26 protein-coding genes are annotated in these 24,855 nt (G+C 67.4%); 13 read left to right on the plus strand and 13 right to left on the minus strand.

Annotation, left to right across the window (positions count from 1 at the left end):
- Positions 1-22: 22 nt before the first annotated feature.
- A complete protein-coding gene (locus ACFFU4_RS09310; RefSeq protein WP_377069360.1) occupies positions 23-523 on the minus strand; it encodes a type III secretion system chaperone family protein in 501 nt (166 codons plus the stop codon).
- A gap of 242 nt (positions 524-765) precedes the next feature.
- Here ACFFU4_RS09310 and ttcA point away from each other — a divergent pair, with 242 nt between their 5' ends.
- The 5 genes from ttcA (at position 766) to yihA (ending at position 5,714) form a co-directional block, all read left to right on the plus strand.
- Complete coding sequence (ttcA, locus tag ACFFU4_RS09315) at positions 766-1,635, plus strand: tRNA 2-thiocytidine(32) synthetase TtcA (protein WP_377069363.1); 870 nt, start codon at positions 766-768, stop codon at positions 1,633-1,635.
- Positions 1,636-1,675: 40 nt separating this feature from the next.
- Complete coding sequence (locus tag ACFFU4_RS09320; protein WP_377069365.1) at positions 1,676-2,320, plus strand: hypothetical protein; 645 nt, start codon at positions 1,676-1,678, stop codon at positions 2,318-2,320.
- Between the two features lie 147 nt (positions 2,321-2,467).
- The gene (gene yidC, locus ACFFU4_RS09325; protein WP_377069721.1) at positions 2,468-4,303 is read left to right on the plus strand and encodes a membrane protein insertase YidC; all 1,836 of its coding nucleotides are present in this window, start codon (positions 2,468-2,470) and stop codon (positions 4,301-4,303) included.
- A complete protein-coding gene (locus ACFFU4_RS09330) occupies positions 4,300-5,052 on the plus strand; it encodes an MOSC domain-containing protein (RefSeq protein ID WP_377069366.1) in 753 nt (250 codons plus the stop codon). Before yidC ends, ACFFU4_RS09330 begins: the two co-directional genes overlap by 4 nt.
- Complete coding sequence (gene yihA, locus ACFFU4_RS09335) at positions 5,052-5,714, plus strand: ribosome biogenesis GTP-binding protein YihA/YsxC (protein ID WP_377069368.1); 663 nt, start codon at positions 5,052-5,054, stop codon at positions 5,712-5,714. Before ACFFU4_RS09330 ends, yihA begins: the two co-directional genes overlap by 1 nt.
- Before the next feature lie 279 nt (positions 5,715-5,993).
- On the opposite strand, the gene ACFFU4_RS09340 is transcribed toward yihA, so the two are convergent.
- Positions 5,994-6,725: an SDR family NAD(P)-dependent oxidoreductase gene (locus ACFFU4_RS09340; RefSeq protein ID WP_377069370.1), complete on the minus strand. Its 732-nt coding sequence runs from the start codon at positions 6,723-6,725 to the stop codon at positions 5,994-5,996.
- A 113-nt stretch (positions 6,726-6,838) separates the two neighbouring features.
- Here ACFFU4_RS09340 and argB point away from each other — a divergent pair, with 113 nt between their 5' ends.
- From argB to ACFFU4_RS09360, 4 genes are read left to right on the plus strand one after another with little or no spacing between them, the layout of a single operon-like run.
- Complete coding sequence (argB, locus tag ACFFU4_RS09345) at positions 6,839-7,732, plus strand: acetylglutamate kinase (protein ID WP_377069372.1); 894 nt, start codon at positions 6,839-6,841, stop codon at positions 7,730-7,732.
- 9 nt (positions 7,733-7,741) lie between these two features.
- Positions 7,742-8,392, plus strand: coding sequence for a ferredoxin (locus ACFFU4_RS09350; RefSeq protein WP_377069374.1), 651 nt, complete (start codon positions 7,742-7,744; stop codon positions 8,390-8,392).
- Positions 8,389-8,886, plus strand: a complete 498-nt coding sequence (locus tag ACFFU4_RS09355) for a SixA phosphatase family protein (protein WP_377069376.1) — start codon at positions 8,389-8,391, stop codon at positions 8,884-8,886. Before ACFFU4_RS09350 ends, ACFFU4_RS09355 begins: the two co-directional genes overlap by 4 nt.
- Positions 8,883-9,998, plus strand: coding sequence for an acetoin utilization protein AcuC (locus ACFFU4_RS09360; RefSeq protein WP_377069378.1), 1,116 nt, complete (start codon positions 8,883-8,885; stop codon positions 9,996-9,998). Before ACFFU4_RS09355 ends, ACFFU4_RS09360 begins: the two co-directional genes overlap by 4 nt.
- A 164-nt stretch (positions 9,999-10,162) precedes the next feature.
- Here the strand turns inward: ACFFU4_RS09360 and ACFFU4_RS09365 are convergent, their stop codons facing one another.
- From ACFFU4_RS09365 to rpsU, 9 genes are all read right to left on the minus strand, one after another.
- On the minus strand, positions 10,163-10,930 hold the full coding sequence (locus ACFFU4_RS09365) for an amino acid ABC transporter ATP-binding protein (RefSeq protein WP_377069380.1): 768 nt from the start codon (positions 10,928-10,930) through the stop codon (positions 10,163-10,165).
- 14 nt (positions 10,931-10,944) lie between these two features.
- Entirely contained in the window at positions 10,945-12,234 is a 1,290-nt protein-coding gene (locus tag ACFFU4_RS09370) for an amino acid ABC transporter permease (RefSeq protein WP_377069382.1), read from the minus strand.
- Positions 12,235-12,237: 3 nt separating this feature from the next.
- Positions 12,238-13,452, minus strand: a complete 1,215-nt coding sequence (locus ACFFU4_RS09375; RefSeq protein WP_377069384.1) for an amino acid ABC transporter permease — start codon at positions 13,450-13,452, stop codon at positions 12,238-12,240.
- 121 nt (positions 13,453-13,573) lie between these two features.
- Positions 13,574-14,593: an amino acid ABC transporter substrate-binding protein gene (locus ACFFU4_RS09380; protein ID WP_377069386.1), complete on the minus strand. Its 1,020-nt coding sequence runs from the start codon at positions 14,591-14,593 to the stop codon at positions 13,574-13,576.
- A 208-nt stretch (positions 14,594-14,801) separates the two neighbouring features.
- On the minus strand, positions 14,802-15,515 hold the full coding sequence (locus tag ACFFU4_RS09385; RefSeq protein WP_377069388.1) for an ATP12 family chaperone protein: 714 nt from the start codon (positions 15,513-15,515) through the stop codon (positions 14,802-14,804).
- Positions 15,512-16,195 (minus strand): HAD-IA family hydrolase, encoded by a 684-nt coding sequence (locus ACFFU4_RS09390; RefSeq protein WP_377069390.1) that lies wholly within the window; start codon positions 16,193-16,195, stop codon positions 15,512-15,514. Before ACFFU4_RS09390 ends, ACFFU4_RS09385 begins: the two co-directional genes overlap by 4 nt.
- Positions 16,192-17,235, minus strand: a complete 1,044-nt coding sequence (locus ACFFU4_RS09395; RefSeq protein WP_377069392.1) for an RluA family pseudouridine synthase — start codon at positions 17,233-17,235, stop codon at positions 16,192-16,194. The genes ACFFU4_RS09390 and ACFFU4_RS09395 overlap by 4 nt, the downstream gene beginning before the upstream one ends.
- Entirely contained in the window at positions 17,232-17,609 is a 378-nt protein-coding gene (gene crcB, locus ACFFU4_RS09400) for a fluoride efflux transporter CrcB (RefSeq protein WP_377069394.1), read from the minus strand. The genes ACFFU4_RS09395 and crcB overlap by 4 nt, the downstream gene beginning before the upstream one ends.
- A 198-nt stretch (positions 17,610-17,807) precedes the next feature.
- Complete coding sequence (gene rpsU / locus ACFFU4_RS09405; protein ID WP_005614280.1) at positions 17,808-18,014, minus strand: 30S ribosomal protein S21; 207 nt, start codon at positions 18,012-18,014, stop codon at positions 17,808-17,810.
- Between the two features lie 105 nt (positions 18,015-18,119).
- Between rpsU and ACFFU4_RS09410 the strand changes: the two genes are divergently transcribed.
- Positions 18,120-18,809 (plus strand): COQ9 family protein, encoded by a 690-nt coding sequence (locus ACFFU4_RS09410; RefSeq protein ID WP_377069401.1) that lies wholly within the window; start codon positions 18,120-18,122, stop codon positions 18,807-18,809.
- A gap of 13 nt (positions 18,810-18,822) precedes the next feature.
- Positions 18,823-19,806, plus strand: coding sequence for an NAD(P)H-quinone oxidoreductase (locus tag ACFFU4_RS09415; RefSeq protein ID WP_377069403.1), 984 nt, complete (start codon positions 18,823-18,825; stop codon positions 19,804-19,806).
- 63 nt (positions 19,807-19,869) lie between these two features.
- Here ACFFU4_RS09415 and ACFFU4_RS09420 read toward each other — a convergent pair whose 3' ends face one another.
- On the minus strand, positions 19,870-20,499 hold the full coding sequence (locus ACFFU4_RS09420; RefSeq protein ID WP_377069405.1) for a ribonuclease T2 family protein: 630 nt from the start codon (positions 20,497-20,499) through the stop codon (positions 19,870-19,872).
- A 134-nt stretch (positions 20,500-20,633) separates the two neighbouring features.
- On the opposite strand from ACFFU4_RS09420, the gene ACFFU4_RS09425 reads away from it, so the two are divergent.
- Together ACFFU4_RS09425 and ACFFU4_RS09430 are read left to right on the plus strand one after the other, a co-directional pair.
- On the plus strand, positions 20,634-21,398 hold the full coding sequence (locus tag ACFFU4_RS09425) for a DUF1013 domain-containing protein (protein ID WP_377069407.1): 765 nt from the start codon (positions 20,634-20,636) through the stop codon (positions 21,396-21,398).
- A gap of 438 nt (positions 21,399-21,836) precedes the next feature.
- Complete coding sequence (locus ACFFU4_RS09430; RefSeq protein ID WP_377069409.1) at positions 21,837-23,009, plus strand: type III PLP-dependent enzyme; 1,173 nt, start codon at positions 21,837-21,839, stop codon at positions 23,007-23,009.
- Between the two features lie 103 nt (positions 23,010-23,112).
- On the opposite strand, the gene ACFFU4_RS09435 is transcribed toward ACFFU4_RS09430, so the two are convergent.
- A complete protein-coding gene (locus tag ACFFU4_RS09435) occupies positions 23,113-24,510 on the minus strand; it encodes an aminotransferase family protein (protein ID WP_377069411.1) in 1,398 nt (465 codons plus the stop codon).
- Positions 24,511-24,855 lie beyond the last annotated feature (345 nt).

Raw genomic sequence — 24,855 nt, forward strand, 5'->3', positions numbered from 1 at the left:
CGGTCTCATTGCGGGCCGAGGTTTACGCGCGACCGTAGGCTTCCGCAATGGCGACCTGCATGGCGTCGCGCGGGCTGCTGTCGCCCCAGATGGCAAGCTGAAACGCCGGGTAATAGCGCTCGGCGCTCGTCACCGCCGCGCCCAGCAGCGTGTCGATCTGCTCGGGGCTCGCCCCCGGCGCGCCCGCCATCACCAGGCCATAGCGCCACACCATCAGCTTCTGCTCTCCCCACCAGGTGAACGCGCCCGACCAGCACTGATCGTTGACCAGGTTGAGCATCTCGTAGAGCACCGGCAGGCGTTCTTCGGGGGGCTCCATCTCGAAGGTACAGACCATGCGCAGCGTCTCGTCATGGCTCGACCAGGCCAGCGTGATGGAGTAGGTGCGCCATTGGCCCTCGATCGCCATGGCGATCTGATCGTCCCCGATACGGTCGAATTCCCAGTCGTGGTGCTCCGCGATGTGCTCGACAAGGTCGATGGGGTGAAGGTCTCCGCTCAGGTCGTGCTCGGAAAGTGCCATGGCGCCGCCTCATATGCTGTAGCGCGGGGGTGCCTTCGCACCCCAAACGCTAGGTGCCTGCTCCATGGGCGGAGGTGCATCCATCCGCCCATACAATATATGGTGCGGTCACGCGGTCGGGGTGTAAAGCAATTTGTTGTGGGTATCACCAATAAATTGCGGCTCGCGCGATTTCCGCCTCAACATGCGGGGTGCCACCGCCACCCTTGCCCGACGCCCCGATAGGCCCTAAAGCGCGGGACATGACCGATGCCACCGACGATATCCATCCGCTGTTTCACGGCGCGCCCGCCAGCACCGAATTCCGCAAGCTGCGCAAACGCATCGTGCGCCAGACGCGCGAGGCGGTAGAGCAATACGGCATGGTCGAGAAGGGGGCGCGATGGCTCGTCTGCCTCTCGGGCGGCAAGGACAGCTACACCCTGCTCGCGGTGCTGCACGAATTGCAATGGCGCGGCCTGCTGCCGGTCGATCTGCTCGCCTGCAATCTCGACCAGGGTCAGCCAGGCTTTCCCGCCACCGTCCTGCCCGCCTTTCTCGAACGCATGGGCGTGCCGCACCGGATCGAGTACCGCGATACCTATTCCGTGGTCATGGACAAGGTGCCGCAGGGCCGCACCTACTGCGCGCTCTGCTCGCGGCTGCGGCGCGGCCATCTCTATCGCATCGCCCGCGAAGAGGGCTGCTCGGCGGTCGTGCTCGGCCATCACCGCGACGACATCCTCGAAACCTTCTTCATGAACCTCTTCCATGGCGGGCGGCTCGCCACCATGCCGCCCAAGCTCGTCAACGAAGAAGGCGACCTGTTCGTCTACCGCCCCCTCGCCCATGTCGCCGAGGCCGATTGCGAGCGCTTCTCGCGCGCGATGGACTATCCGATCATCCCCTGCGACCTGTGCGGCTCGCAGGACGGGCTCCAGCGCCAGCAGGTCAAGCGCCTGCTCGACCAGTGGGAGGCCAACCACCCGGGGCGGCGGCAAAAGATGTTCCGCGCGCTGATGAACGCGCGGCCCTCGCACCTGCTCGATCCCGCGCTGTTCGATTTCGCCGGACTTGCCCGCGATTCGCTAAAATCCGCGGCAAAAGAGCCAGAGATGCCAACGCTTCGTTAACCCCGCGCGCGCAGGATGCGCCCGGATGACGGAGGTTACCATGCACCAGCCACAGCATGCCCTGCGAAGCGCGCTCGCGGCCCTGCGCGGGCCGCAGCTCCTGGTCCTCGCGCTGGCGCTGGGGCTCGCGTTCGCGTGGTTCGGCCCCGCCGCGCTGGCGCTCGGGCTGCCCTTCGCGCTGATGCTGATCCCGCGCAGGATCGCCACCGGCGGCCGCAAGCGGCGGCACAGCGCCGCGCCGGGCCAGATGGCGGACATGGCCGCCACGCTCGAACATCGCCTGCGCGCCGCGCGCCGCGCGCGCCACCCGGTGCTGTGCATCACCCTCGCGATTCCGGGCTTCGACGGGCTCTCGCCCGCGCTGGGCGATCGGCTTGTGACCACCTGCCTCGACCGCCTGTCGCACGGCCTGCGGCAGGAGGATGCGCTGTTCGGCCTCGGCGGCGGGCGCTTCGGCGTGGTCCCCGATGGCGCGCGCGGGATCGACGCGGCGGCGGCGCGACGCCTCGCAACGCGGCTCGAATCCCATGCCGCGGCGGGCCTGTCCGGCATCCGCGGGGCCGAAAATCTGTCCGTCGCCTCCGGTTTCTGCCTCGAGACACAGCCGGGCGCGCGCGGCGCGCGGGCGGTGATCGCCGACAGCCTCGCCGCCACCGGGCCACCGCCTGCCCCCGCAGGCGGCTGAGCGCTCCGTCACCGGTGCCGCGCCCGGTCGCCGCGCGATGCCGTCCCTCACCGTCCGCGCACCCCCGATCCCGGAATCCGCTTGACCTTTGGGGTCTCACTCTGTTGAACGCCCCAAGGCAGATACATGACGGACGGGTCCCGGCGTATGGACGATCAGAACAAGAATCTCATTCTCGCGACGGCGCTCAGCTTTCTCGTGATCCTCGTCTGGTTCGTGATGTTCCCGCCGCCCGAACCCGAGCCCGCCGATCCCAACGCCCCGGCGGCAGAGGCGCAGGCCGACGGCCCGCTCGCCCCCGCCCCGAGCGCCGGTCCCGCCGCCGGCGAAACGGCGGCCACCGGCACCGGCACCGCCTCGGAGGCCGCCGCCGACGTGCCCCGTATCGACATCGACACACCAAGCCTCACCGGCTCGATCTCGCTCAAGGGCGGTCGCATAGACCAGCTTTCGCTCAAGGACTACCGCGAGACGATCGCGCCTGACTCTCCGATCGTGCGCCTGTTCACGCCGCTGGGCAGCGTCACGCCCTATTACACGCTCCACGGCTGGGCCCCCGGCGCCGGGCTCTCCCCCGATCAGGTGCCGGGGCCGAACACGCTCTGGCAGGTCGAGAGCGGCGGCACACTCGGCCCCGGCGCCCCGATCACGCTGGTCTGGGAAAACGCTGCCGGTCTTACCTTCCGCCGCGAGATATCCATCGACGAGGATTACATGTTCTCGGTGCGCCAGTCGGTCGAGAACCGCGGTGACACCGAGGTCAGCCTCGCCCCCTATGGTATCATCGCCCGCCACGGCCGGCCCGCCGACATGAAGAATTTCTTCATCCTGCACGAGGGCATCATCGGCATGGCCGACGGAACCCTGGCCGAGATCAACTACGACGATGTCGAGGACTACACCCTCAACCCGAGCGAGGGCGCGCCCGCCGAGGTCACGCAGGTCACCGAGAGCGGCTGGCTCGGCTTCACCGATCACTACTGGATGACCACGCTCATCCCCGCGCCGGGCACGCCCTTCAAGGCGGTCACCAAACACGATCCGCAACGCGGCATCTTCCAGACCGAGACCGTGCAGCAGACCCGCAAGGTCGCCCCCGGCGAAACCGTCGCCGCAGACAGCCGCCTGTTCGCCGGGGCGAAGGAATGGGCCACCATCCGCGCCTACCAGAACGAGGCTGGGGTGGACCGGTTCCTCGACTCGATCGACTGGGGCTGGTTCTTCTTCCTGACCAAGCCGATCTTCGCGGCGCTGCACTGGCTTCACCAGATGATCGGCAACATGGGCTGGTCGATTATCGCGCTCACCCTCGCGATCAAGGCGCTGGTGCTGCCGCTGGCCTACAAATCCTACGTCTCGATGGCCAAGATGAAGGAACTTCAGCCAGAGATGGAGAAGATCAAGGAGGCCGCCGGCGACGACCGCCAGAAGCTCCAGCAGGAGATGATGGCGCTCTACAAGAAGGAAAAGGTCAACCCGGCGGCGGGCTGTCTGCCGATCCTGCTGCAAATCCCGATCTTCTTCTCGCTCTACAAGGTGATCTTCGTCACGCTGGAATTGCGCCACGCGCCGTGGATCGGCTGGATCCGCGATCTGTCGGCCCCCGATCCCTCGTCGCTTTACAATCTCTGGGGCCTGCTGCCCTGGGCCGCGCCCGAGCCCGGCTCGGTGCTGGCGCTGATCTTCATCGGCATCCTGCCGCTCTGCCTCGGCATCTCGATGTGGCTGCAACAGAAGCTCAACCCGACCCCGACCGATCCCACGCAGAAGATGATCTTTGCCTGGATGCCGTGGGTGTTCATGTTCATGCTGGGCAGCTTCGCCTCGGGGCTGGTGATCTACTGGATCGCCAACAACATGATCACCTTCACCCAGCAATACGCGATCATGCGCAGCCACGGGCACAAGCCCGACGTGTTCGGCAACATCAAGTCTAGCTTCAAGCGCGACAAGCCCACCCCCGACCCGGGCAAGAAGAAGTGACGGCGCGGGTCAGTGCCCTCTGGCGCCACCCGGTCAAGGGCCATGGGCGCGAGGCGCTCGCCGCCGTGACGTTGACCGAGGGGCAGGCCATGCCGTGGGACCGCCGCTGGGCCGTCGCCCACGAGCTGGCCCGCCTGACCGAGGGCGCATGGGCCCCGTGCGCGAATTTCTCCATCGGGGCCAAGGCACCCGCATTGATGGCGATCCACGCGCGGGTGGACGAGGCCGCCGGCCGCGTGATCCTCAGCCACCCGGACCGCCCCGACCTGACCTTTGACCCCGACCGCGACGGCGACGCGCGCGCGTTCCTCGACTGGGTGGCCCCCCTGCTGCCGCCGGACCGCGCCCGCCCGGCGCGGCTGGTCCGGCTCGACGGGCGCGGGTTTACCGATACCGATTACCCGTCCGTGAGCCTGCTCAACCTCGCCTCCAACGCCGATCTGGCCACTCGCATGGGGGCGGACCTGTCGCCGCTCCGCTGGCGCTGCAACATCCATCTCGACGGTCTGGAGCCTTGGGCCGAATCCGGCCTCGTCGGCCACACCCTGCGCATCGGCGCGGCGGAGCTGCGGGTGCGCGAGCCGATCCGCCGCTGCATGGCAACCACGGCCAACCCCGGCACCGGGGTCCGCGACCTCGACACGCTCGGGGCGCTCAACAGCACCCGCGGCGCGCAGGATTTCGGCATCTATGCCGAGGTGACCCGCGGCGGCGCGCTTGCCGTCGGTGACCGGATCGAGGTGCTGTGATGCAACGCCTGCCCTTCCCCGAGGCCGAACCGCCCGACACCGAGCACGCCGAGGCCGGGCGCAGGCTCTTCGCCGGGGAGGTGGATTTCCTCAAGGGCGTTGTGGCCATGTCCGGCCTGCCGCCGGACGACCGCGCCGAGGTCTGCTTCGCGGGCCGCTCCAACGTGGGCAAGTCCACGCTCATCAACGCGCTCACCGGGCGCAAGGCACTGGCGCGCGCCTCCAATACGCCGGGGCGCACGCAGGAGATCAACTACTTCACCCTCGGCAAAAGCCACTATCTCGTGGACCTGCCCGGCTACGGCTATGCCAACGCGCCGCTTGCCGTGGTGCGCAAATGGCAGGCGCTGCTCAAGACCTATCTCTCGGGCCGCGCCAGCCTGCGCCGCGCCTTCGTGCTGGTCGATGCGCGCCACGGGATCAAGCCGGTGGACGAGGAGATCATGGCCCTGCTCGACCGCGCCGCCGTGCCCTTCCAATGCGTGCTGACCAAGACCGACAAGATCGGCGCAGGCTCCCGCGACACCGTGCTCGCGCAGGTCCGCGACCGCCTCGCGCCGCACCCGGCGGCCTACCCCGAGCTGATCCTCACGTCCTCGGAAAAGGGCGAGGGATTAGCCACCCTGCGCGCCACCATCGCGGCGCTGGGCGCGGAGGGGTGAGGGGGCTGTTGGCCTATACCTGCCATTCGCCACCCACCCCGCGCGGAATCAAGGCGCGCTTGCGCGCCGCCGCGCGAGCGGTCATGCCGAAGGCATGCCTCCGGCATGACCCGCCCCCCGGGCTGGCGATTGGGTGACGTTGGCGCAAAGCTTTGATCTCTGTCGGGAACTCAGGAATAAATCGCGATAGCCTAGGCGTTGCATCGCCACCCCGCGGGCTGGCGCTCGCGCGGCTCATCACCGGATGGGTGAACGTCCCCTCCAGGCCAAAACTCCCCCTCACACATGCTGCGCCCCGTTGATCTCGATCTCCGTGCCCGAGATATAGGCCGAGGGCGACGTGCACAGGAAATACACCGTGTCGGCCACCTCCCCCGGCTCGCCCAGGCGGCGCATCGGGATCGTGTCGGCCAGTTCCTCGGTGCCCGCCGACAGGATGTCGGTGCGGATCTCGCCCGGCGCGATGGCGTTCACGCGCACGCCCAGCGGCCCGAAATCATGCGCCATCTCGCGCGTCAGCGCCGCCAGCGCCGCCTTGGACGTGGCATAGGCCGCCCCGGCAAAGGGATGCACCCGCGCCCCCGCGATCGAGGTGACGTTGACCACCGCGCCCTTTGCCGCCGCCAACTCGTCCTTCAGGCTGCGCGCCAGCACCACCGAGGCGAAGAAATTGACGTGAAACACATGGCCCCATGTCCGCAAATCGGTGTCAAACGTGTTGAGCCGCCCGCCCTCCGGCCCTTTCGGCGAAATTCCGGCATTGTTCACCAGCGCGTCGAGACGGCCACCCAGCATTCCGCGGATCACCTCGACCTTCTCGATCACGTCATTGGGGCTGGCGAGGTCGATCTGGATATGGTTCGCCGCGCCGCCACCCCAGGGGCATTCGTCGGGAAACGGGTGGCGCGAACAGGTGATCACGCGCCACCCCTCCGCGTTGAAGCGGCGCACGGTGGCGTGGCCGATCCCCCGGCTCGCGCCGGTCAGAAGCAAGGTGCGCGTCGCGGTCATTCCCGTTCCCCCAGATCGTGATCAGATAGCCCGTCACCGCCCCGGATCAACGGCCCTTGGCACGCCCCGGCGCAGCGGCTAACAAGTGCGGGCGCGTGACCCCGGAGACAGGAATGAAGGCCCGAGACATGAACCGCGACTGGATCGCCACCGCCCGCACCCTCTCCGAGGCGCTGCCCTACCTGCAACGCTATACCGGGGCCATCGTGGTCATCAAGCTGGGCGGTCACGCCATGGGCAGCGCGCAGGCGATGGCCGAGTTCGCCCGCGACGTGGTGCTGATGCGGCAGGTGGGCGTCAACCCGGTGATCGTCCATGGCGGCGGGCCGATGATCAACGAGATGCTCGCCCGGCTCGATATCCGCTCGAATTTCAAGGGCGGCAAGCGGGTCACCGACGCCGCCACCATGGAGGTGGTGGAAATGGTGCTCTCGGGCACCGTCAACAAGCGCATCGTGCAGGCCATCGGCGGCCAGGGCGGGCGCGCGGCCGGGCTCTCGGGCAAGGATGCCGGGTTCATCACCTGCACCCCCGCCAGCACCGATCTCGGCCTCGTGGGCGAGCCGTCGGCGATCGACACCGCAATCCTGCACACGCTGTTCGACGCGGGCGTGATCCCGGTCATCGCACCGCTGGGCGGCGGGCCGGATGGCGAGACCTACAACATAAACGGCGACACCGCCGCCGGCGCCATCGCCGCGGCGCTGCGCGCCGACCGGCTGCTGCTCCTGACCGATACCGACGGCGTACTCGATGCCGAGGGCCACGTCGTGACCGAGCTCACACCCGAGCAGATCCGCGCGCTCACCCGCGAGGGCGTGATCGCCGGCGGCATGATCCCCAAGACCGAGACCGCGCTTGCCGCCATCGCCGGCGGGGTGCGCGCGGTGGTCATCCTCGACGGGCGCGCCCCCAACGCCACGCTGCTGGAATTGTTCACCGAGCACGGCGCCGGCTCGCTCATCCGCGCAGATCCGTCTGCCTTGACGAATCCGGCCCCGGCCTAGCTCAGGGTGATGGCCCCGCAGCCCGACATCGCCGACATCGCCGCCACGGCGCAGGCCCACCACCTCGGCGTGCTCGGCGCGCTGCACCTCGCGCCGGACGAGGTGCCGGGCTGCACGAGCCTCGTGCTGCTCGGCCCCGGCGGGCCGGGTTTCTGGCCGCATGTCACCGCCGCGCCCGAATTCGCCGACGGCGCGCCCGACCCGCTCGACCGCTGGTCGCGCCGGGTGATCGGGGCGCTGGCCCGCGACCTCGACGCGCGCGCGGTGTTTCCGTTCGGCGGTCCGCCATGGCCGCCCTTCACCGGCTGGGCGCGCCGCAGCGGGCGGGCCTGGCCCTCGCCGGTGGGGCTGCTGGTGCACGACACGGAGGGGTTGATGCTCTCCTATCGCGGCGCGCTCGCCCTGCCGTACCGGCTCGACCTGCCCCCGGCCTCGCCGCGCCCCTGCGACACCTGCGCGGGCCAGCCCTGCCGCACCGCCTGCCCGGTCGGCGCACTGGCACCGGATGACTACGACGTCGCCGCCTGCAAATCCGATCTCGACCGGCCCGGCAACGACTGCATGGCGCGCGGCTGCGCCGTGCGCCGCGCCTGCCCGATCAGCAGTGGCGCGCACCGCACCGAGGCGCAATCCGCCTTTCACATGGGATATTTCCGATGAAACGCCTGATCCTGATGCGCCACGCCAAATCGGACTGGAACAACCCGGCCCTGCCCGACCACGACCGCCCGCTCAACAAGCGCGGCCGCCGCGCGGCCACGGCACTCGGGGCATGGCTGCGCGCCCATGATCTCGCCCCGGATGAAATCCTCTGCTCCACGGCCACCCGCACGCAGGAGACCTGCGCACGCCTCGCCCTGCCCCGCGCACCAGAGCTTCACGCCGCGCTCTACCTCGCCGAGCCCCCCGAGATGCTGGATCTGCTGCGCGCCGCAAGCGGCGACACGGTGCTGATGATCGGCCACAACCCCGGCATCGCCGAATTCGCGGCCTCCCTCACCGCCACCCCGCCCGATCACGACCGGTTCGAAGACTACCCCACCGGCGCGACCCTCGTGGCGGCGTTCGGCAACGGCACCTGGCGCGACCTCCGGCCCGGCACCGGTCGCGTCCAGCATTTCGTCATCCCGCGCGAGCTGACCGACACCCCATGACCGCCCCGCGCTTCATCGGCTCGGACATCTACCGCGGCTCGTCTTATGGCGCAGGCCACCCGCTCTCGATCCCGCGGGTGCCGACGGTGATCGACCTCTGTCGCGCCATGGGCTGGCTGCCCGCGTCGCAATATATCAACAGCCCCCGCGCGCGGCCGCAGGCGCTCACCGCATGGCACACCCCCGCCTATATCGCCGCCCTTGAGCGCGCCGAGGCCGAGGGGCGCGTCACCCCCATGACCCGCGCCCGCCACCACCTCGGCACGCTCTCCAACCCGGTCTTTCCCGAGATGTTCCGCCGCCCGGCCACTGCGGCGGGCGGGTCGCTGCTGGCCACCGACCTGATCGCCGGGGGCGGCGTGGCCTACAACCCCGGCGGCGGCACCCATCACGGCATGGCCGACCGGGCGGCGGGTTTCTGCTACCTCAACGACCCGGTGCTCGCGCTCAAGGCGCTGCTGGCGCAGGGCCTCACCCGCGTCGCCTATGTCGACATCGACGCGCATCACTGCGACGGGGTGGCAGCCGCGTTTCACGGCGAGCCGCGCGTGCTGATGATCTCCACCCACGAGGCGCGGCGCTGGCCCTTCACAGGCGCGCTCGACGACCGCGCAGGCAGTCACGCCATCAACCTGCCGCTGCCGCGCGGCACCAATGACAGCGGCTATACCATGGCACTGCACGAGGTGATCCTGCCCGCCCTTCAGGCGATGCGCCCGCAGGCCATCGTGCTGCAATGCGGGGCCGACGCGGTGGCCGAGGACCCGCTCTCGCGCCTCGCGCTCTCCAACAACGCCCACTGGGCCACCGTCGCGGCCCTGCGCCCCCTCGCACCCCGCCTGCTGGTCCTCGGCGGCGGTGGCTACAACCCCTGGAGCGTCGCCCGCCTGTGGTCCGGCGTCTGGGCCACGCTCAACGATATCGACATCCCCGACCGCCTGCCCGAACGCGCCCGCAGCCTCCTCGCCGCGCTGACATGGACGCGCCGGCCCCTGATGCCGCCCGATGCCCTCATCGACACGCTGCGCGACGCCCCGCGCGAGGGCCCCATCACGGACGACCTCCGCACCGCCATCCACAGCCTGCGCACCCGGCAGGCGGTCTGGGTCTGACAGCAAAAGGGCGGCCCGCCGGACCGCCCCTTCATCTTGCCCCAAATATCCCGGGGGAGTCGCGCGCCCCGCGCGACGGGGGCAGCGCCCCCTGCCCGCTCAACCATGTTAATGCCGCATGTTCGAGGAGCTCAAAACCGGTTCCCACTTTTGAGCAACATGCTTCAGTGCCCCAGGATCTGGCTCAGGAACAGCTTGGTCCGCTCGCTCTTGGGGTTGTTGAAGAACTCCTCGGGCTCGTTCTGCTCCACGATCTGGCCCTGGTCCATGAAGATCACCCGGTTCGCCACCTTGCGGGCAAAGCCCATCTCGTGGGTCACGCAAAGCATGGTCATGCCCTCCTCCGCGAGTTCGATCATGGTGTCGAGCACCTCCGAGATCATCTCCGGGTCTAGCGCCGATGTCGGCTCGTCAAAGAGCATGATCCGCGGCTTCATGCACAGGCTGCGCGCGATCGCAACCCGCTGCTGCTGCCCGCCCGAGAGCTGACCGGGATACTTGTCGGCCTGCTCGGGGATCTTGACCTTGGTGAGGAAATGCATCGCGGTTTCCTCCGCCTCGCGCTTGGGCGTCTTGCGCACCCAGATCGGTGCCAGCGTGCAGTTCTCCAGGATCGTCAGGTGCGGGAACAGGTTGAAATGCTGGAACACCATCCCGACCTCCGAGCGGATCCGGTCGATGTTCTTGATGTCGTTCGACAGCACCGTGCCATCGACAGAGATCGAGCCCTTCTGATGCTCTTCCAGCGCGTTGATACAGCGGATCAGCGTCGATTTCCCCGAACCAGAGGGCCCCGCGATCACGATCCGCTCGCCCTGGTAGACGGTCAGGTCGATATCGCGCAGCACGTGGAACGCGCCGTACCACTTGTTCATGTTGCTGATCTCGACGGCGACCTGGTCCGAGACCTTCAGTTGTGTTTCAGCGGCCATGTCCCTGACCCTCCTTACCGGTGATCGGTCTGAAGCTGACGCTCCAGCCATTGCGAATATTGCGAGATGCCGTAGCAGGTGATGAAGAACAGCAGCGCGGCAAAGCCGAACAGCTCCCAGTAGACGCCGTTCCATTCCGACGAGGCGAGGATCGGACCGCGGATCATGCCGACGATGTCGAACATCGAGATGACCGAGACCAGCGTGGTATCCTTGAACAGGCCCACGGCGACGTTCACGATGCCCGGGATCGAGATCTTGAGAGCCTGCGGCAGGATGATGAACTGCATCGACTGCGCGTAATCCAGCCCGAGGCTGTCGGCCGCCTCGTACTGACCGCGCGGCAGGGCGGCGAGCCCGCCCCGGATCACCTCGGCGATATAGGCCGAGGCGAACATCGTGATCATGATGATCACCCGCAGGATCAGGTCGAATGTCGTGCCCGGCGGCAGGAAATAGGCCAGCACCACGTTCGCCACGAACAGCAGCGTGATCAGCGGCACGCCGCGGATGAACTCGATGAAGACCACGCAGATCCACTTGATGATCGGCATCGAGGATTGCCGCCCCAGCGCCAGCATGATGCCGAACGGCAGCGACAGCGACACGCAGACCACGCCCAGCATCAGGTTGATCATGAAGCCGCCCATATCGCGCGACGGCACCGGCTCGAGCGCCATGACACCCGCCATGTTCGCGGTCACGAACCCGGCCAGCCACCAGAATACCAGCGCCCCGGCGATCCCGGCGAGTACCGCAACGCCGGCGCTGACGGTCAGGGTGCGGCGATAGACGAGCACGCCCGCCACCACACCCAGAAGCGCCATGATCGGCACCACGATCGAGCCGCCCCAGATCAGCCAGTAGGCGATGAACGGATAGAGCCCGGTAAAGATCAGCAATTGCCGCGGCAGAAACTTGATGAACAGCACCGGCGCGATGGCCACGAACAGCAGGACAAAGGCCAGCGTCGGCCGCCAGTAGAGCTCGTCGGGATACTTGAACCCGAACAGGAGCTGGTTCCAGCGCTCGGTCAGCACCGCAAAGCAGGCCCCCGTGCGCCCGTCGAGCATCTCGCGGCAGGCGGTGAGGCTGGGGCTGTCCCAGATGCCGTTGAGGAACCACGGTGCCGCCGCCATCAACAGGCTGATGACGACATAGGCGGTCACCACCGTCAGCAGGCCGTTGGGCACCGACGAGAACAGGTTCTCGCGCAGCCACTTGATCACCCCGGTCTCGGTCGCCGGCGGCGGTGCCTCCGGCAGCATGTGCGTGCGGTGAAAGGCGATATCATCCTTCGACATGGCTCACCGCTCCTTCAGCGCAATGGAGTTGTTGTAGAGGTTCATCACACCCGAGATGACGAGGCTGATCGTCAGGTAGAACAGCATCAGCATCAGGACGCATTCGATGGCGCGCCCGGTCTGGTTGAGGGTGATGCCCCCCAGCGTGCCGGTCACGTCCATGTAGCCCACGGCGATGGCCAGCGACGAGTTCTTGGTGAGGTTGAGATATTGCGAGATCACCGGCGGGATGATCACCCGCAGCGCCTGCGGCAGGATCACGAGGTTCATGATCCGCCCCGGACGCAGGCCCAGCGACGCCGCCGCCTCGGTCTGGCCGCGGTTCACCGCGAGGATGCCCGCGCGGACGTTCTCGGCGATGAAGGCACCGGTGTAGATCGCCAGCGCGAACCACAGCGCGATGAGCGATCCGCGAATTTGCATGCCGCCCTGGAAATTGAACGTTTCAAGCTTGGGGTAATCCAGCGAGATCGGCTGTCCCATCACGAAAAATACGAGGATCGTGGGAACAAGGAGAATCACCAGCGACGGCCACCCCATCGGGAGCAGCTTGCCGGTGTCGTAAAGCAGCTTGGTGGCATAGCGACGGTAATAGATCGCCCCCGCGATCGACGCGAGAAAGGTCAGCACCACGACGAGCGACCCCGGTTCCCAGATCGGCATCGGAGCGTAGATGCCGCGGTTGGTGAAGGCGAACGCTCCGAACAGCATCGTCGCATCGGGGGTGTCGCCCCGGAACGCGCTCGGTGCCGGCATGACCGCCGTCATGATGGTAAAGATGACGAGGATCCAGATCAGCACCGGCACGTTGCGGAACGCCTCGACATACCCGGCCATCAGCTTGCGCACCAGCCAGTTGGGCGACAGCCGCAGCACGCCCGCGATCACGCCCAGGATGGTCGCGGTCAGACACCCCAGGAACGCCACGATCAGGGTGTTGAGCACGCCGACGAACGAGGCCCGCAAATGGCTCGACTGGCTGTCATACTCGATCGGGCGCTGGTTGATGTCGTAGCCGGACGGCTCCGCCAGGAAGCCAAAGGCGATGTTCTGGCCCTGTTCGGCCAGGTTCGTCACCAGGTTGGCACCGAGATAGGCCATCAGCGCGATCAGAAGCATCAGCGCGATGAACTGGAACGTATAGGAGCGATACCGCGTGTCGTAGATCAACTGCGACAGCCGGAACGACGCCTGTGGAGGGTCGGTCATCGTTGTCATCTGGGATTTCCCTGTTCTTCGACCCGGATTTTTTGTCGGCGCGCACGCCGTGGGCCGATTTTTTGAGATCCGTCAGGCGCGAAGGGCGCGGGATGTCCCGCGCCCTTCGTCATTTCTTGTCTTACCGGAACGGCGGCGAGTACAGGAGGCCACCATCGGTCCACTGCGCGTTCAGGCCGCGGTCAAGACCGACCGGCGTCGACTCGCCGATGTGCTTGGCGAACACCTCGCCGTAGTTGCCCCCGGCGGCGATGGCCCGCACGGCCCAATCGGAGTCGAGCCCCATCATCTCGCCGAGATTGCCCTCGGTGCCAAGCAGACGGTTGATTTCCGGGCTGTTGGTCGGGCCGGAAGCCAGCTCTTCGACATTGGCGCTGGTCACGCCCAGCTCTTCGGCGGCAATTAGCGCGTTCAGCGTCCAGCGCACCACATCTTCCCACTCATGGTCGCCATGGCGCACCAGCGGGCCGAGCGGCTCTTTCGAGACGGTTTCCGGCAGGATCACGTGATCGCCCGGGTTCTCGAACGCAGCACGCGTCGCCGCCAGACCGGAGCGGTCGGTGGTGTAGGTGTCGCACGCGCCGGCCAGGTATTGCTGCTGGCCTTCGGCGTTGGTCTCGACCGGCACAGGCTCATAGCTGATGTTGTTCTTGCGGAAGAAATCCGCGAGGTTGAGCTCGGTGGTGGTGCCGGTCTGGATGCAGACGGTCGCGCCGTCCAGCTCCTTGGCCGAGCTTACGCCCAGCGCCTTGGGCACCATGAAGCCCTGGCCGTCATAGTAGTTGATGCCGACGAAGTCGAACTTGAGATCGACGTCGCGCGTGAACGTGTGCGTGGTGTTGCGCGCCAGCATGTCGACCTCGCCCGAGGCGAGCGCGGTAAAGCGCGTCTTGCCGGTGGTCGGCACGAATTCGACAGCGGTCGGATCGCCCAGAATGGCAGCGGCAACGGCGCGGCACACGGCCACGTCAAAGCCTTCCCAGACCCCGTTGGCATCGGGCGCGGCAAATCCGACGAGACCGGTGGTCACGCCGCAGTTGAGCGTGCCGCGCGCCTTCACGTCGTCGAGCGTGGCCGCAGCCGCCGCACCGCCGACAAGGCCGGCAGCGGTCAGAGCGCCCAGAAATACGGTTTTTTTCATGTTTACCTCTTCCTGATTGCCCGCTCTTTCAAGAGCGGTTCTTTAGGCCCCGCGAAGCCGCAGGACCCGTATGACACTGGAAAGGGGTCAGACCCCGTCAGTGACCGCGAGTTTGTGTGGATTCACCGCGCCCCGTCAAGACTTTGTTCCGCGAATCTCCGGGCGGCCACCGCGCTGACCCGGCGGCATGCAGGTGAAATCACCGCCGTCAGAGGGGACGCGAAAGATCGTGAAAGCGTTTGGCGTTAAGAAAGTCATTTTCTTTCTTCCGGGCCACCGATTCGGCCTCCTCATCGCTACCCCATTGCTCTTGCTGCCAGGATTCGTCGATGCGCGAGACGCGCCAGAGCGCCTCCACCGGGGCCTGATCGCGCAGGGCGGCAAGCCCGATGACCAGCGAGCCGCTCAGGCAAACAAGGTCGTGAAACGCGGTCAGTGCCCATATATCGAGCAGCCGAACCTCCGCGTGCAGCCGGTCCAGCGCCTCGCGATCCTGCGCCACATGCATGACACCGGTGGTCGTGCGCAGCCGCACCGAAAAGGCCGATTCGGCCCAATCGAGCAGCGGATCCCACGCCTCCGCCTGCCGCGCCACCAGACCGGCGGGACTGTCTGCCCGGTAACACAACACGTCGCTACCGCCATACTCCGCCAGCATCGCCGCCACCGCCTCCTGCTCGCGGGCGACGCGGTCTATGGCGGCATTGGCGGCGCGGGTCATGGGCATGGTCGCGGGCCGGATCTCGCCCTCCTGCGCGTCCCATTCGGCGGCGATCTTCCGTGCCAGCGGCAGCGTCGGCACCACCAGCTCGGCCTTGGCCGGCGTGCGCACCGGCCGCCCGTCGAGCCGCACGCCGTATCCGTCCCCGGCCTCCACCGCCTCCGCCGCAGTCCAGAACCGTTTGGCCGCCCATTCGCTCATCGCCACGCCCCCCAGTCTTGCGTCAGCGCCGTCGCCAACGCGTCGAAATCGCCCACCAGCCGCGCGGCCCCCGTCAGGGCCTCGGCGCGGTGATAGCCCCATGTCACGCCGATCCCGGCGATCCCGGCAGCGCGCGCCATATCCATGTCATAGCTCGTATCGCCCACCATCACCGCGTCGCGCGGATCGACGCCCGTCTCGGCCAGCGCCGCGTGCAGCATCGCGGGATGCGGCTTGGACGGGTGATGATCGGCCACCTGCCGGGTCACGAAATACCCGTCCAGCAGATGCCCCTCCACCAGCTTCGCCAGCCCGCGCGCCGATTTGCCGGTGGCCACGCCCAACAGCAGCTCCGGCACGCCGCGCAGCGCGTCGAGCGTCTCGCGCGCCTGCGGGTAGAGCGGCGACGAGAGTGCAACCCCCTGCCCGGCCCGCAACGCCGTGTAGGCGTCCTTGTAGCCCTCGACGATCCGGCGCCGCGCCGCCTCGGACAGGCCGGGCGCAAGCCGCGCCACCGCCACATCGAGCGACAGGCCAACGATCCCGAGGATTGCCTCGCGCGCGGGTGCCTCCTCTCCCACAACGTCAAAACCGGCGCGCATCGCCGCGAGGATGTCATGCTGGCTGTCCACCAGCGTACCATCCACGTCAAAGATCACGAGCCGCAGACGCCCGCTCATGCGAGATCCCCGAACGGGTCCTCGGGGGCCTCGGACGGCTGCCACTGGAACAGGTCCCATGTCCGCGCCATGTGCGGCGGCAGCGGTGCCGTCAGGTGCAGGATCGCCCGCGTCACCGGGTGCTCGATGGTCAGCGACCGGGCGTGCAGGTGCAGCTTGCGGCTCACCTCGCCGCCAAGCTGCGCGCCCCATCCGTCGCCCATGTTCTCCTGCCCCGATCCGCCATACTTGCCGTCGCCGATGATGGGGTGCCCGATCTCGGCCATGTGCGCGCGCAACTGATGGGTACGACCGGTGACAGGGGTGAGCGCCATCCACGCCACCCGTCCGCCCGCATTCTCGATCATCGCGTAATCGGTGGTCGCCGCCTTGGCCCCGTCGGTGCCCGCCACGTCGCGCGGATGGATGCAATGCATCTTCTCGCCCTCGCCGCCCGCGCCGTGCCCCGGTGCCTTGACAAGACCATAGCGGATCGTGCCCGCGCGCGGGTTTGGCGCGCCCGCAACGGCGGCCCAGTAGATCTTGCGCGTGGCGCGGTGCCGGAACGCCGCCGTCAGCCCCTTGGCCGCCTCCCGCGTGCGCGCCAGCAGCAGCACACCCGAGGTGTCCTTGTCCAGCCGGTGGACGAGGCGCGGCTTGTCCTCGGCCCCAAAGCGCAGCGCCTCGGCCAGCCCATCCACATGCCGCGCCTGCCCGCTGCCGCCCTGCACCGGCAGGCCCGGCGGCTTGTTGAGCGCGATGACATGGTCATCGCGGTAGATGACGCAGGACCGGATCATCGCGGCATCGGCGTCGCTGATGCGAATGGTGTCGTGTTTCGGCTTGGTGCCCGGATCGGGGATCGGGGGGATGCGCACACTCTGCCCCTCCTCCAGCCGCGTGGCGGATTTCACGCGCCCGCCCTCGACCCGCACTTCGCCCTTGCGGCACATCTTCTCGATCTGGCCTTGGGTCAGGTGCGGAAACTGCCGCCGCAGCCAGCGGTCGAGCCGCTGATCGCCCTCACCGGGGGCCACGCTGCGCGTCTGCACCCCGCTCATGCCACCACCGCCCGCATCGCCCAGGCGCCCAGCGCCACCGCTGCCAGCGACAGCCCCACCGACAGCCCGACATAGGCCAGCGCCGCGCCCGCCGCACCCCGCTCATAGAGCGTCAGCGCCTCCAGCGAAAAGGTCGAGAACGTGGTGAACCCGCCCAGGATGCCGGTGACGAGGAACGGGTTGAGATGGTCGAACCCGCGATGGAACGAGAGCACGACCAGCGCACCGATGAGGAAAGAGCCCAGCACGTTGACCGTCAGCACCCCCAGAGGAAAGCCGGGGGGCGCGACCCGCCCCATGCCCAGGGTCACGCCGAGGCGCATCACCGCGCCCAGCGCGCCGCCCGCAGCCACCTGGAAAATGGTCATCATCATGGCGCGGTGTCTCGCGCGGGGCCGGGGGGTTGTCAAGCGCGGCGCGCGCCGCCCGCGCCACGGCACCGATGCAATACCAACAGGATACCGACAGAATACAGACACCGGAAAACGGGTGTCCCGAAAACGACAGACCCCCGAAAGCATCCGCCCGGGGGTCGTCAATTTTCGTGTCGCGGTGAAACGCGGCGGACGCGCTCAGAGCAGACCTTCGCGCTGCGCTTTCTTGCGTGCCAGTTTCCGGGCACGGCGAATCGCCTCGGCCTTCTCGCGCGCCTTTTTCTCGGACGGTTTCTCGAAATGCTGCTTGAGCTTCATCTCGCGGAAAACGCCTTCGCGCTGCAATTTCTTCTTCAGGGCACGGAGCGCCTGATCGACATTGTTGTCGCGAACACTAACCTGCATGTGGTGTCACCACCTTTCCAAGTTGAAGTTGCAATTAAATGCAGGAAATGGCCGTATAGCAAAGCGCCCCGGCCTTGTCTAGGGTGCACGAAAAGGGGAAATCCGATGCCCGAGACCGACCCGAAAACCCGTCTTCTCGAGGCCGCCATGCCGCACGTGCCCTTCGACGGCTGGAGCGAGACGACCCTGCGCCTTGCCGCTGCCGATGCCGGGATCGACCGCGCCATGGTCGATGCCGTCTGCCCGCGCGGCGCGGTGGATCTCGCGCTCGCCTGGCACGAGGCGGGCGACGCCGCGATGGTCGCCGCCCTTGAGGCCGCCGACCTCGGCGCGATGCGCTTCCGTGACCGGGTGGCCTTTGCCGTTCGCACGCGGCTGGACCTGGTCGAGGATCGCGAACTGGTGCGCCGCGGCATGACCCTCTTCGCCCTGCCGCAATACGCCGGTGACGGCACCCGCGCCATGTGGCGCACCGCCGACCGTATCTGGACGGCGCTGGGCGATACCTCGCAGGATATCAACTGGTACACCAAGCGCGCCACGCTGTCGGGCGTCTACGGCTCGACCGTGCTCTACTGGCTGGGCGACGAGAGCGAGGGACAGGCGCGGACATGGGAGTTTCTCGACCGCCGCATCGAGGACGTGATGCAGATCGAGAAATTCAAGGCAAAGGCGCGCGAGAACCGGCTCGTTTCGGGGCTGATGTCCGGGCCGCTCGGTTTTCTGAGCCGCGTCAGGGCACCGCAGGATCGGCAACAGGCGGGGATGCCGGGCCGGTGGCGCGCACCGAATTGAGGAAAGGCAGACCATGACAGAGACAATGACGGCGGTGGAAATCACTGCGCCGGGCGGCCCCGATGTGCTGCGCGCGACGACCCGCCCGGTGCCGGAGCCCGGAGCGGGCGAGGTCCTGATACGTCTGGCATGGGCCGGGGTGAACCGGCCCGACGCGCTGCAACGGGCGGGCATGTATGCCCCGCCCCCCGGCGCGTCGGACCTGCCGGGTCTGGAGGGCGCGGGCGAGATCGTGGCCGTGGGCGCGGGGGTGAGCGACTGGTCCGTCGGCGACCACGTCTGCGCATTGCTGCCCGGTGGCGGCTATGCGCAATACGTCACCACCCCCGCCGCGCATTGCCTGCCCGTGCCCGCCGGAATGGACCTGCGCGAGGCCGCCTGCCTGCCCGAGACATTCTTTACCGTCTGGTCCAACGTGTTCGGACGCGGCGCGCTCAGGGGCGGCGAGAGGTTCCTCGTGCACGGCGGCTCCTCGGGCATCGGCACCACCGCGATCCAGCTTGCCCATGCCTTCGGCGCGCGGGTCTTTGCCACCGCCGGATCGGCCGAGAAATGCGCGGTCTGCGAACGGTTGGGCGCGGAGCGGGCCATCAATTACCGCGAGGAGGATTTCGTCGAGGTGCTCAAGGCCGAGGGCGGGGCCGACCTGATCCTCGACATGGTCGGCGGCGATTACCTGCCGCGCAACGTCAAGGCGCTGGCCGATGACGGACGGCTGGTGCAGATCGCGTTCCTGCAGGGCCCCAAGGTGGAACTCAATTTCGCGCAGGTGATGATGCGCCGCCTGACCATCACCGGCAGCACCCTGCGTCCCCAAAGCGACCTCGTCAAGGCGCACATCGCCGAGGGGTTGCGCACCCATGTCTGGCCGCTGATCGAGGCGGGCCGCGTCGCGCCGGTGATGGATTCCGAGTTCCCGCTGGAGCAGGCGGCGGCGGCCCATCAACGGATGGAGTCGAGCGCCCATGTCGGCAAGATCGTCCTTCGGGTGGCCTGAGTGGTCTGACCGGCGCCCGGTGAAGCGGGTTGGAATTCCGGTCGTATTCAGCAAGATGAAGGATCATCGCACGGGATCGAGCAGGGCATCCCTGACCTTGCAGTCGCGGACCACATCGCGCCCGCAGGGCACCGGCTCCAGCGCCTTCGACAGGCACAACCGCGCCTCGTGGATGCGGCCCGCCCGGCAGGTAATGGTAAGCATGTCGCGCGCCCATGCCGGGTTCGCCGCCAGAAACGCCTCCTCCACCACGCGCGCGGGCAGCCTGACCGGACGGTCGGGCTTGCGCAGCACCGCAGGGCGGCTGACCGCCTCCCAGGCCCGCCGCGAGAGCGCGAAGTACTCCGCCGCCGGCAGGCCCGAACAGGTACCGTGCTTCTTCCACTGGTGCCTGGCGAGGCCGGGTGAGCCCATGATGTCGGCCATGCCCCGGGTCATGGTGCGCGAGGGCGGGCCGTGCGGGCTCTGACAATGGGCGGGCCAGCCGCGGTGGTATTGCGGCCATAGCCCGTGCAGCACCCAGCCATGCGCCAGGTCGCATTGTGCGGCTCCACGCGCGCGCCCCTCTAGCGCGCACCATGTGGGCTGCCAGCTCATCGCCAGGACATAGTAGTCGAAATCACCCGCGCGATCCGCCCGCACCGGAGACACGGCCAGCAACAGGACCGCCGTCAGTCGCAGCAGAGAACGCATTCTTGGTCTTTCCTTTCCGGCCCGGATTGAGTATACGGCACTCGATTTCCCCGACAATGGAAACTCGTTCCGGCCGCGCCGGGACCGCCCACGCCGGGCGATGGAAAAGACGTGAGTGAAGGAGACGTGGCATCATGTCCAAGCCGATCATGACCAAGGCCACCGCCGTCTGGCTGGTGGACAACACGACGATCAGCTTCAGGCAGATCGCGGATTTCTGCGGGCTGCACGAACTGGAGGTGCAGGGCATCGCCGATGGCGACGTGGCCGCCGGCGTCAAGGGATTCGACCCGGTCGCCAACAACCAGCTTACCGCCGAAGAGATCACCCGGGCCGAGAACGACCCCGCACACAAGCTGCGGCTGAAGTTCAACGCCGCGGCGCAGGGCGAGGAAAAGCGGCGGGGGCCGCGCTACACCCCGCTCAGCAAGCGGCAGGACCGGCCCAACGCGATCCTCTGGCTGGTCAAGTTCCACCCGGAGCTTGCCGACAGCCAGATCGCGAAGCTGGTCGGGACCACCAAGCCGACGATCACCTCGATCCGCGAGCGCACCCACTGGAACATCGCCAACATGCAGCCGGTCGATCCGGTGGCGCTCGGCCTGTGCAAGCAGACCGAACTTGACGCCGCCGTGCAAAAGGCCGCCGAGAAGAAGGTCGCCGAGGGCGCGGCGATGAGCGATGACGAACGCCGCAAGCTGCTGAGCACCGAACAGAGCCTCGGCGGCGATACCGAGCCGCGCATCCCCACGGCGATCGAGGGGCTCGAGACCTTTACTCTCTCGGGCGACGAAGACGAGGACGACACGCCGCGCGACAAGTATGATGCCGACAGCCTGTTCAACCTGCCCTCCGGGGACGAGGACGACGAGGACGAGGACGAGGACGACCGGCACTGAGCGCGGGACATTACCCGGCGGCGAGGATGGATCAAGCGCATCACCGTGATTCGGAAGGCGACCCGTCGGTTCGGCGGCGCCACGGAATCTCGCGCGCCGGAAACGAGGCCGTCCTCACCGTTCCGGTACAATCCGCCCCGCCGCCGATCCGCCATCCCGATGGCCGCTGGTATCTCTGGACGGGGGCAGGCCGGGACCGCGGTGCCCGGGTGTACCCTGACTGCCGCACCAACGGCGGATTGAACACGAAGGCCGGAATTCGTCCGCCCGGCCCGAGAAATGTCTTGCGCGATCTTTCGCGCGGCCCTAACAGCGCCTGACAGACGCCAACGCACGCGCCTCTGGCCGGTGGTCCTGCCGCCCGTGTTTACGTAGCGACGGTAACGTCTCCTTTTGGAACTGGTCGGGTGAAAACCCGGGTCTTGATCGGAGATGACCATGAACGCCTACGTAACCCCCGTCGCGGGCGGCGATGCCGTTTTTGCAGCCTCGCCCGTTGTCGATTTCATCCGTGCCAACACGTTCGACCGCCCGACGCTGGTGCTGTCGCGTGACGTCGTGGCGCAGAATTACCGCGCGCTGAAGGCGGGTCTTGGCCGCGCCGATATCCATTACGCGGTCAAGGCGAACCCCGCCCGCGAGGTGATCGAGACGCTGATTGCGCAAGGAAGCCGGTTCGATGCCGCCTCGCGCGGCGAGATCGAGCTGTGCCTGAGCCTTGGTGCGCAGCCTGCGCATATCTCGTTCGGCAACACCGTGAAGCGCGCCGGCGACATCGCCTTTGCCCATGCCGCCGGGATCGCGCTCTTTGCGGCGGATTCCGAGATGGAGCTTGAGAAGATCGCCGAGCATGCGCCGGGCGCGCAGGTCTATATCCGCCTGCTGGTGGGGGCCACCGGGGCCGACTGGCCGCTCAGCCGCAAGTTCGGCTGTGCGCCGGAGCGGGCTGTGGGGCTGATGGATCTGGCCGCATCGCTTGGCTTGCGGCCTGTGGGCCTGTCGTTTCACGTAGGCTCCCAGACGCGGCGTTCGGAGATGTGGCGCGACACGCTCGATCAGGTTGGCGGCGTCTGGGCCGAGGCGCGCGCCGCCGGGCATGCGCTTACGCTGATCAATATCGGTGGCGGCTTTCCGGCCTGCTACGGCGACGAGATCGCGGCTCCCGCAAGCTACGCCGCCCAGGTCATGGCGATGGTCGAGCCGCGCTTTCCCGGCGCGACCCGCGTGATGGCAGAGCCGGGGCGCGGCATGGTGGCCGAGGCGGGCATGATCGCCGCCGAGGTGTTGCTGGTCAGCCGCAAGTCCGACACCGACCTTTGCCGCTGGGTCTATCTCGATATCGGGCGCTTTTCCGGGCTGGCCGAGACCGAGGGCGAAGCGATCCGCTACCCGTTCCTGACCGACCGGGATCACGAGGCGACGGGGCCCTGCATTCTTGCCGGGCCATCCTGCGACAGCGCCGATGTGCTCTATGAGAAACGCCCCGTGGCGCTGCCGGTTGGGCTGCGGGCCGGGGACCGGATCATCATCCGCGCCTGCGGGGCCTACACGTCGAGCTATTCCTCGGTCGGGTTCAACGGGTTTCCGCCGCTGGATGTGGTGGTGATCTGAGGACCGCCATGCGTCGGAAACTTTAAAAGTTTCCGGTCCGGAATTTTTTGAAAATTCCGGCTCCGCCTCGCCCCGAAACCGCTGTTTCGGGGCGATTTGGTTTTTACCCGAACACGCGGGTCAGCGCGGCATCGGTGGCTGACACGATCTGGTCGATGTCATCCTTGGTGGCGATGAGTGCCGGTGAGTAGCACAGCGTGTTGTTGAAGCCCGGCAGCGAGCGGTTGGTGGCCCCGATCACCACGCCATTGGCCATGCAATCGCCAACCACGGCCTGCACCATCTTCTCCGCCGCCGGTTCCTTGGTCGCGCGATCCGCGACCAGTTCCGCCCCGAGGAACAGCCCCTTGCCGCGCACATCACCGATCACCGCGTGCTTGTCCTGCAAGCTGCGCAACTGGTCGAGCATGTAGTCGCCCATGGCATTGGTGTTCTCGAGCAGGTTTTCCTCTTCGATGATCGCCATGTTTTCCAGCGCCGCCGCAGGCCCCGCGGTGCAGCCGCCGAAGGTCGAGATATCGCGGAAATAGTTCATCGGGTCGGTGGCGTCGTCCTTGAAGAGGTCAAAGACCCGCTCGTTGGTGACACAGCAGGCGATGGCGGCATAGCCCGAGGCCACGCCCTTGGCCATGGTCACGAAATCCGGCTCGACCCCGTAATGCTGATAGCCGAACCAGGTGCCGGTGCGGCCTACGCCGCACACGACCTCGTCGATATGCAGCAGGATGTCGTATTTGCGGCAGATTTCCTGCACGCGAGGCCAGTAGCCCTCGGGTGGCACGATGACACCGCCGCCCGCCGTCACCGGTTCCAGGCAGAGCGCGCCGACGGTGTCGGGGCCTTCGGCGAGGATGACCTCTTCGATCGCGTTGGCGGCGGCGATGCCGTACTCTTCGCCCTCCAGATCCCATTGCGCGCGGTATTCGAGGCAATGAGGCACGCGCACGAAACCCGGCGTGTAGGGGCCGTATTGGGCGTTACGCTCGTCCTGGCCGCCCGCCGAAAGGCACGCGATGGTGGTGCCGTGATAATCACGGTCGCGGTAGAGGATCTTGTGCTTCTTGCCGCCATGGCGCTTGTGCGCGATCTGGCGAACCATCTTGAACGCCTTCTCATTCGCCTCGGAACCGGAGTTGGTGTAATAGACCCGGCTCATCCCCGGCATCTTCCCGATCAGCTTTTCCGAGAACATCGCGCCGGGGATCGACCCGGCGGAGCCCGCGAAATACGGCAGTTGAATGAGCTGGTCGCGCACCGCGTTTGCGATCCGCTCGCGCCCATAGCCGACATTCACCGTCCAGACCCCGCCCGAGACCGCGTCGATATGCTCGCGGCCCTTCTGGTCCCAGACGCGCATGCCGCGCCCCTCGACGATGATGCGCGGATCGGCCTTGGGGTCGGTTCCGGTCCAGGGGGCGTGCTGGATCAGGTGATGCCAGACATGGGCGCGGTCGGCCTCGACCACGTGACTGATATCGTTGTCGCGAAGCTTTCCGTCCATGTCGTTACTCCTTCAGCAAGCGTCAGCGACCGCGCGCAGGATGCCGGGCCGCGCATCGGCGGTCTCTCTCAGGCCCGATCTCGCCTCAATCGCGGGCATTCAGATAGGGCCAAAATTTGTCATTCTATATGTCCAAAATATGCAGGGCGAAATCGAAATCGACGCCACATGGCTGAAAAAACGCCAGAATTTCCGCCACACGGCGCCGCACACCCCTCCATCCACCTAATCGAAAATCTCTTTTCCAACTAACTGAAATCTCCTTAGGCTCGAGAATAAGGCGTTGATCGGCGAGCAGCGATCGGGTTGACTTTGCGCTGCGGCGACATCGCCAACCGCGACTGA

It is taken from the genome of Roseovarius ramblicola (assembly GCF_042430665.1).
GTDB lineage: Bacteria > Pseudomonadota > Alphaproteobacteria > Rhodobacterales > Rhodobacteraceae > Roseovarius > Roseovarius ramblicola.

Coding starts and splice junctions, on each gene's coding strand:
- ACFFU4_RS09375 (WP_377069384.1), bottom strand. CDS start 13,452: ATGACAACGATGACCGACCCTCCACAGGCGTCGTTCCGGCTGTCGCAG.
- ACFFU4_RS09370 (WP_377069382.1), bottom strand. CDS start 12,234: ATGTCGAAGGATGATATCGCCTTTCACCGCACGCACATGCTGCCGGAG.
- yidC (WP_377069721.1), top strand. CDS start 2,468: ATGGACGATCAGAACAAGAATCTCATTCTCGCGACGGCGCTCAGCTTT.
- ACFFU4_RS09410 (WP_377069401.1), top strand. CDS start 18,120: ATGCCCGAGACCGACCCGAAAACCCGTCTTCTCGAGGCCGCCATGCCG.
- yihA (WP_377069368.1), top strand. CDS start 5,052: ATGCAACGCCTGCCCTTCCCCGAGGCCGAACCGCCCGACACCGAGCAC.
- ACFFU4_RS09365 (WP_377069380.1), bottom strand. CDS start 10,930: ATGGCCGCTGAAACACAACTGAAGGTCTCGGACCAGGTCGCCGTCGAG.
- ACFFU4_RS09415 (WP_377069403.1), top strand. CDS start 18,823: ATGACAGAGACAATGACGGCGGTGGAAATCACTGCGCCGGGCGGCCCC.
- ACFFU4_RS09420 (WP_377069405.1), bottom strand. CDS start 20,499: ATGCGTTCTCTGCTGCGACTGACGGCGGTCCTGTTGCTGGCCGTGTCT.
- argB (WP_377069372.1), top strand. CDS start 6,839: ATGAAGGCCCGAGACATGAACCGCGACTGGATCGCCACCGCCCGCACC.
- ttcA (WP_377069363.1), top strand. CDS start 766: ATGACCGATGCCACCGACGATATCCATCCGCTGTTTCACGGCGCGCCC.
- ACFFU4_RS09340 (WP_377069370.1), bottom strand. CDS start 6,725: ATGACCGCGACGCGCACCTTGCTTCTGACCGGCGCGAGCCGGGGGATC.
- ACFFU4_RS09385 (WP_377069388.1), bottom strand. CDS start 15,515: ATGAGCGAATGGGCGGCCAAACGGTTCTGGACTGCGGCGGAGGCGGTG.
- ACFFU4_RS09355 (WP_377069376.1), top strand. CDS start 8,389: ATGAAACGCCTGATCCTGATGCGCCACGCCAAATCGGACTGGAACAAC.
- ACFFU4_RS09360 (WP_377069378.1), top strand. CDS start 8,883: ATGACCGCCCCGCGCTTCATCGGCTCGGACATCTACCGCGGCTCGTCT.
- ACFFU4_RS09430 (WP_377069409.1), top strand. CDS start 21,837: ATGAACGCCTACGTAACCCCCGTCGCGGGCGGCGATGCCGTTTTTGCA.
- ACFFU4_RS09395 (WP_377069392.1), bottom strand. CDS start 17,235: ATGAGCGGGGTGCAGACGCGCAGCGTGGCCCCCGGTGAGGGCGATCAG.
- ACFFU4_RS09425 (WP_377069407.1), top strand. CDS start 20,634: ATGTCCAAGCCGATCATGACCAAGGCCACCGCCGTCTGGCTGGTGGAC.
- crcB (WP_377069394.1), bottom strand. CDS start 17,609: ATGATGATGACCATTTTCCAGGTGGCTGCGGGCGGCGCGCTGGGCGCG.
- ACFFU4_RS09380 (WP_377069386.1), bottom strand. CDS start 14,593: ATGAAAAAAACCGTATTTCTGGGCGCTCTGACCGCTGCCGGCCTTGTC.
- rpsU (WP_005614280.1), bottom strand. CDS start 18,014: ATGCAGGTTAGTGTTCGCGACAACAATGTCGATCAGGCGCTCCGTGCC.
- ACFFU4_RS09320 (WP_377069365.1), top strand. CDS start 1,676: ATGCACCAGCCACAGCATGCCCTGCGAAGCGCGCTCGCGGCCCTGCGC.
- ACFFU4_RS09310 (WP_377069360.1), bottom strand. CDS start 523: ATGGCACTTTCCGAGCACGACCTGAGCGGAGACCTTCACCCCATCGAC.
- ACFFU4_RS09350 (WP_377069374.1), top strand. CDS start 7,742: ATGGCCCCGCAGCCCGACATCGCCGACATCGCCGCCACGGCGCAGGCC.
- ACFFU4_RS09435 (WP_377069411.1), bottom strand. CDS start 24,510: ATGGACGGAAAGCTTCGCGACAACGATATCAGTCACGTGGTCGAGGCC.
- ACFFU4_RS09390 (WP_377069390.1), bottom strand. CDS start 16,195: ATGAGCGGGCGTCTGCGGCTCGTGATCTTTGACGTGGATGGTACGCTG.